5 protein-coding genes are annotated in these 6,503 nt (G+C 67.7%); 4 read left to right on the top strand and 1 reads right to left on the bottom strand.

The window, feature by feature from the left end:
• The 4 genes from ABZZ20_RS14365 to ABZZ20_RS14350 all read left to right on the top strand — a co-directional run.
• A partial coding sequence (locus tag ABZZ20_RS14365; RefSeq protein ID WP_356869711.1) for a vitamin B12 dependent-methionine synthase activation domain-containing protein occupies positions 1 to 1,128 on the top strand: 1,128 nt, incomplete at its 5' end.
• Between the two features lie 113 nt (positions 1,129 to 1,241).
• Positions 1,242 to 1,943: an HAD family phosphatase gene (locus ABZZ20_RS14360; protein ID WP_356869710.1), complete on the top strand. Its 702-nt coding sequence runs from the start codon at positions 1,242 to 1,244 to the stop codon at positions 1,941 to 1,943.
• 480 nt (positions 1,944 to 2,423) lie between these two features.
• Positions 2,424 to 4,028 (top strand): ABC transporter substrate-binding protein, encoded by a 1,605-nt coding sequence (locus tag ABZZ20_RS14355; protein ID WP_356869709.1) that lies wholly within the window; start codon positions 2,424 to 2,426, stop codon positions 4,026 to 4,028.
• A gap of 84 nt (positions 4,029 to 4,112) precedes the next feature.
• On the top strand, positions 4,113 to 5,696 hold the full coding sequence (locus ABZZ20_RS14350; protein ID WP_356869708.1) for an ABC transporter substrate-binding protein: 1,584 nt from the start codon (positions 4,113 to 4,115) through the stop codon (positions 5,694 to 5,696).
• 70 nt (positions 5,697 to 5,766) lie between these two features.
• Here ABZZ20_RS14350 and ABZZ20_RS14345 read toward each other — a convergent pair whose 3' ends face one another.
• Positions 5,767 to 6,444: a response regulator transcription factor gene (locus tag ABZZ20_RS14345; protein ID WP_356869707.1), complete on the bottom strand. Its 678-nt coding sequence runs from the start codon at positions 6,442 to 6,444 to the stop codon at positions 5,767 to 5,769.
• Between the last annotated feature and the right edge of the window lie 59 nt (positions 6,445 to 6,503).

The following is a 6,503-nucleotide window of genomic DNA, read 5'->3' as shown; positions in this document are numbered from 1 at the left end:
GTGAAGTCGACCGTGATCATGAAGGAGAACCTGGAGGAGCTCAACCAGCGCAAGCTGGCCGCCGACTACCCGGTGATCCTCGGCGGCGCGGCCCTCACCCGCGCCTACGTCGAACAAGACCTCCACGAAATCTACGAAGGCGAAGTCCGCTACGCCCGCGACGCCTTCGAAGGCCTACGCCTCATGGACGCCCTGATCGCGGTCAAGCGCGGCGTGCCGGGCGCCTCCCTGCCCGAGCTCAAGCAGCGCCGCGTCGCCAAGCGCGACACACCGCTGCTCCAGGTGGAGGAGCCCGAGGAGCCGGGCGGTCGTTCCGACGTCGCCGTCGACAACCCGGTCCCCACCCCGCCGTTCTGGGGCACCCGGGTCGTCAAGGGCATCCCGCTCAAGGACTACGCCTCCTGGCTGGACGAGGGCGCACTGTTCAAGGGCCAGTGGGGCCTCAAGCAGGCTCGCGCGGGCGGCGCCACGTACGAGGAGCTCGTCGAGAGCGAGGGCCGGCCGCGGCTGCGCGGTCTCCTGGAGAAGCTGCACACCGAGAACCTGCTCGAAGCCGCCGTGGTCTACGGATACTTCCCCTGCGTGTCCAAGGGCGACGACCTGATCATCCTGGACGAGCAGGGCAACGAGCGGACCCGTTTCACCTTCCCGCGCCAGCGCCGTGGCCGCCGCCTGTGCCTCGCGGACTTCTTCCGCCCCGAGGAGTCCGGCGAGACCGACGTGGTCGGCCTCCAGGTCGTCACGGTCGGATCGAAGATCGGCGAGGCCACGGCCAAGCTGTTCGAGTCCGACTCCTACCGCGAGTACCTGGAGCTGCACGGACTCTCCGTGCAGCTCGCCGAGGCCATGGCCGAGTACTGGCACGCCCGGGTCCGCGCCGAGCTCGGATTCGGCGCCGAGGACCCGGCCGAGGTGGAGGACATGTTCGACCTGAAGTACCGCGGTGCGCGCTTCTCGCTGGGCTACGGCGCCTGCCCCGACCTGGAGGACCGCGCCAAGATCGCCGACCTCCTCCAGCCGGAGCGGATCGGCGTCCACCTCTCCGAGGAGTTCCAGCTCCACCCCGAACAGTCCACCGACGCGATCGTGATCCACCACCCCGAAGCGAAGTATTTCAACGCACGCTGAAGCGGACCGACGTACACTTGTCGGTCCCATACAGGCCGGTCGCCTGTTCCCCGGGAGATGCCCCATGGGGAAGAGGCGGCCGGCCTTCTCGTCCCCTGAGAGAGGTGTGCCGGATGACCAGCACCGTTTCCGCGCCCGTCGCCCGTACGGCCGACGGGCATGCCCTGCAGGCGGTGCTGCTCGACATGGACGGCACCCTGGTCGACACCGAGGGTTTCTGGTGGGAGATCGAGGTGGACGTCTTCGGCGAGCTGGGCCACCGGCTCCAGGAGTCCTGGCGGGACGTGGTCGTCGGCGGGCCCATGACGCGCAGCGCCGCCTTCCTCATCGAGTCCACCGGCGCCGCCATCACCCTTTCGGAGCTGAGCGTCCTGCTCAACGAGCGCTTCGAGGCGCGGATCGCCGACGGGGTCCCGCTGATGCCGGGCGCCGACCGCCTGCTGGCCGAGCTGGCCCGGCACAACGTACCCACCGCCCTGGTATCCGCCTCGCACCGCCGGGTCATCGACCGGGTGCTGCGCGCCCTGGGCCCCGAGCGCTTCGCGCTGAGCGTGGCCGGGGACGAGGTGACGCGCACCAAGCCGCACCCCGACCCGTACCTGCTGGCCGCACGCACCCTCGGAGCACACCCCTCGCGCTGTGCGGTCATCGAGGACACCGCCACCGGGGTCGCCTCCGCCGAGGCTGCCGGCTGCCGGGTCGTGGCCGTTCCCTCGGTCGGCGCGATCTCGCCCGCCCCGGGGCGGACCGTCGTCCGCTCGCTTGAGGACGTTGATCTTCCGTTCCTGCGCTCCCTCATCACTCCGATGAACTGATCGCATACGCTCCGTACCGAACGGATAGCCGGCAGAGTCGAGGTTCCGCGGAAGGATCTTCCGTTCCATGGCCTGGAGGCTGAAATTCCATCCTTTCCGTGGCAGTTGTCCCAGGTGACCTTCGTCACCCACCAAGCCCCCGGCATACTGGCTGGGAGGCCCGGAAAGCTTCCCTTGTGTCCGGATTGATCAGCTCCTGACCGAATCTGCGGCGACCTTCACATAGACAGGCAGTCCGCGCCCATCACCGTGCGATTACACCCCAAGTCCTGCCAGTTCAAGCCATCCCGTCCCAGGCCACTAATGTCGACGCGGGCACTACGCCGCACCTCTGCTTTCCCGGATGCACACCCCTGTGCCGGGACGGCGTGGACCGATCGTCACAACACCGGCCCGATCGTTCCGCCCTGAACGGGCGACCGCCGCGAAGTGCCCTTTACGCCGCTTTGAGCAAGTGCCGGTCAAGGGAGTACTTCCAGCATGAACCGCAAGACCCTGGTGCTGACGGCCGCGGCCGGTCTGCTCACCCCCACGCTGGCCGCATGCGGCAGCGCGAGCGGTGGAGGAGCAGGATCCGGAGCGATCGTCGTCGGGACCACCGACCGGTTCGAGGCGGCCGACTACGCCCCCGCTCCGTTCGACCCGGCCTACGCGTACGACGCCGGCGCCTGGAACGTCCTGCGGCAGACCGTCCAGACGCTGATGCACACCCCGCGCGGCGGTGGCCAGCCCGTCCCCGAAGCAGCATCCGACTGCCGCTTCACCGACGCCGGCAACGAGAGCTACCGCTGCACCCTGCGCCCCGGCCTGAAGTTCGCGAACGGCGAGCCGCTCACCGCCAAGGACGTCAAGTTCTCCATCGAGCGCGTCCTCACCATCAAGGACGAGAACGGCCCGTCCTCGCTGCTCTCGACCATCGACACCGTCGAGGCCAAGACCGTCGACACCGTCGTCTTCCACCTGAAGACCCCGGACGCGACCTTCCCGTACAAGCTCTCCACTCCCGCCGCCGGCATCGTCAGCGAGAAGAACTACGACGCCAAGAAGCTTCGCGAGGGCTTCTCCGTCGACGGCTCCGGCCCGTACACGATGAAGGCCGAGGTCAAGGACGACCACCTGGTCCGGGCGGTCTTCACCAAGAACCCGAACTATCAGGGCGACCTCAAGCTGCAGAACGACAAGGTCGAACTGCGTACCTTCGCCGACTCCGCGGCCGTGGGCAAGGCGCTCACCAACGGGTCCATCCACATGGTCTCCCGCACCCTGTCGCCCGCCCAGATCACCGAGTTCGCTGCCAAGCCGCCCAAGGGCGTCAAGCTGGTCCCCATGCCCGGCCTGGAAATCCGCTACATCGGCTTCAACACCGAGGCCCCCGCCGTCAAGGACAAGGCCGTGCGCCAGGCCCTCGCCGCCGCGGTCGACCGCAACGCGATCATCTCCAAGGTCTACGGGAAGTCCGCGCAGCCGCTGTACTCGCTGGTCCCCACCACCGTGACGGGCCACGTCAACTCCTTCTTCAACAAGTACGGCGAGGCCAACACCACGAAGGCCGCCGACCTGCTGAAGGCCGCCGGGATCAAGACCCCGGTCAAGCTGACGCTGAACTACACCAAGGACCACTACGGCGACGGCACGGCCACCGAATTCGAAACCCTCAAGAACCAGCTGAACTCCACCCAGCTGTTCGACGTCACCGTCCAGGGCAACGACTGGTCCGAATTCCGGCCCGCGCAGAAGAAGGGCGACTACGCCGCCTACGGGCTCGGCTGGTTCCCCGACTACGCGGACGCCGACAACTTCCTCGCTCCCTTCCTGGAGCAGGACAACTTCCTGGGCACGCCGTACGCCAATAGCGCGGTGCGCACCAAGCTCATCCCCGACTCCCGGCGCGCCGTCGACCGTAACGTCGCCGTCCCCGCGATCACGGAGATGCAGGACATCGTCGCCGAGGACGTGCCCGTCCTGCCGCTGTGGCAGGGCAAGCAGTACGTCGCCGCACGCGACGGGATCACCGGAGTGGAGTGGTCGGTCAACGCCATCTCCGACCTCCAACTGTGGGAGCTCGGCCGGGGTGTCAGCGGCTGAGACCGGCAGTAACCGGCAGCAACCGGCGGCGGGTGTCGCAAGCCGGCGGAACGAAACAGTGAGACTGTGAAGGACGTTCGCGTGATGAGACGTAACCAGTGGTTGGCGGCCCCGCTCGGCGCAGCCACCGCCGCAGCGCTGCTCAGCGGTTGCGGTTCGACCGGAAGCCCGACCACCGGTGGCGGTGGCAAGGGTGTGGTCATGGGGATATCCGACAAGGTGAAGTCCACCGACCCCGCATCGGGCTACGACCCGGGGTCCTGGCTGCTCTTCAACAACGTCTTCCAGTCCCTGCTGAGCTTCCCCAAGGGCGGCACCACGCCGGAGCCCGACGCCGCGCAGGCCTGCAACTTCGAGGGCAGCGACAGCAAGCTCTACAAGTGCACCCTGCGCACGGGCCTGAAGTTCAGCAACGGCCACGCCCTGACCTCCAAGGACGTCAAGTACTCCTTCGAGCGCACGCTGAAGATCAATGACGACAACGGCCCCGCCGTGATGCTGTCTTCGATCGCGGGCATCGACACCCCCGACGACCAGACCGTCGTCTTCCGCCTCAAGACGTCCGACGCGACCTTCCCCAGCAAGATCGCCTCGGGCGCGGGCTCCATCGTCGACCACACCGAGTACCCGGCGGACAAGCTCCGCACGGACGGCAAGGCGGTCGGCTCCGGCGTCTACAAGCTGGACTCGATGAACGAGAAGAGCGCCAGCTTCTCCGTCAACGACTCCTACAGCGGCAAGGCCAAGGCCAAGAACACCGGCGTCACCCTGAAGTTCTTCAACGAGGACCAGGCCGCCCTCAAGAAGGTCCTGGAAAGCGGCGAGGTCGACTTCGCCTTCCGCGGCCTCGCCGCCAAGGACATCGCGAGCCTCTCCTCCACCAAGACCGGAGACCACAAGGTCGAGGTCGTCCAGGGCACCGGCGCCGAGGTCGAGCACCTCGTCTTCAACATGAACGACCCGGTCGTCGGTAAGCTCCCCGTCCGCAAGGCCATCGCCTACCTCGTGGACCGCGAAGCCCTCGTCAAGGACGTCTACGACGGCACCGCGACCTCGCTGTACTCGATCGTCCCGGCCGGCATCGGCTCGCACAACACCGCCTTCTTCGACCGCTACGGCGGCAGCCCCCAGCCCAAGAAGGCCGAGGCCGTCCTGCGCGCCGCCGGCATCAAGGACAAGGTGAAGATCACCCTGTACTCGACGCCCAGCCGCTACGGCCCGTCCACGGACCAGGAATTCCAGCTCATCGCCAAGCAGCTCAACGACAGCGGACTCTTCGAGGCCGACGTCAAGTCCATCGAGTTCGGGCAGTACGAGAAGGACATCCAGGACGGCAAGTACGGCGTGTACGTGAAGGGCTGGGTGCCCGACTACCCGGACGCCGACAACTTCACGCAGCCGTTCTTCGGCCCGGACAACGTCCTGCACAACAACTACGACAACAAGGAGATCACCGGATCCATCATCCCGTCGACCTCCGCGAAGTCCGACCGCGCCGCGGCCACCACCGACTACAACCGCCTCCAGGACATCGTCGCCGACGAGATCCCGATCCTCCCGCTCTGGCAGGGCAAGCAGTACGCCGTCACCCGCCAGAACGTGACCGGCCTCCAGTGGTCCCTGGACGCCTCCACGGTCTTCCGCTTCTGGGAGATCAGCAAGGGCTGACCGGCCCGGTACGCCCGAAGGGGCCGGCAGTCGCGCACGACGCGACCGACCGGCCCCTTCGGGTACACGGCTACTGCTGTCCGGCCCCCGGCCGCACCAGACCGCTCTCGTACGCGTACACCGCAGCCTGGACCCGGTCACGCAGGCCCAGCTTCGTCAGCACGTGCCCCACGTGCGTCTTCACCGTGGTCTCGCTCACAAACAGATCCGCCGCGATCTCCGCGTTCGACAGACCGCGCGCCACGAGCTTCAACACCTCGACCTCCCGCTCGGTCAACGTGCCCAGCGTGTCCGGAACATGCTCCTCGCCCGACGGCAAATGGCCCGCGTACTTGTCCAACAGCCGCCGCGTGATGCTCGGCGCGAGCATCGCCTCGCCGCCCGCGACCACCCGGATCGCCTGCACCAGCTCATGGGCGGGCGCGTCCTTGAGCAGGAACCCGCTCGCCCCCGCCCGCAACGCCTCCACCACGTACTCGTCCAGGTCGAACGTGGTCAGCACGAGCACCTTCGCCGGCCCGTCCCGCCCCGGCCCGGTGATCTGACGGGTCGCCTCCACCCCGTCCATCCGGGGCATCCGGATGTCCATCAGCACCACATCGGGCTGAAGCGCCCGCACCTGGTCCAGCGCCTGCAGACCGTCCCCGGCCTCACCGACGACCGCCAGGTCCTGCTCGGCCTCCAGGATCATCCGGAAACCGGTGCGCAGCAGTGGCTGGTCGTCGACCAGTAGGACGCGGATCGCCACGGGTGTACCTCGTATTCGTGCGGCGGCTCGACGGACGCCGCCCATTCTGCCCTGACCGG

The sequence above is a fragment of the Streptomyces sp. NPDC006430 genome (genome assembly GCF_040612395.1).
In the GTDB taxonomy this organism is placed as follows: domain Bacteria; phylum Actinomycetota; class Actinomycetes; order Streptomycetales; family Streptomycetaceae; genus Streptomyces.
Note: the sequence above shows the minus strand (reverse complement) of the source record. Positions and strands in the feature narration are given on the sequence as shown.

Bases quoted from the DNA above. Each gene is read 5' to 3' on its own strand.
- ABZZ20_RS14355 (WP_356869709.1), top strand. From the start codon at position 2,424: ATGAACCGCAAGACCCTGGTGCTGACGGCCGCGGCCGGTCTGCTCACC.
- ABZZ20_RS14360 (WP_356869710.1), top strand. From the start codon at position 1,242: ATGACCAGCACCGTTTCCGCGCCCGTCGCCCGTACGGCCGACGGGCAT.
- ABZZ20_RS14350 (WP_356869708.1), top strand. From the start codon at position 4,113: ATGAGACGTAACCAGTGGTTGGCGGCCCCGCTCGGCGCAGCCACCGCC.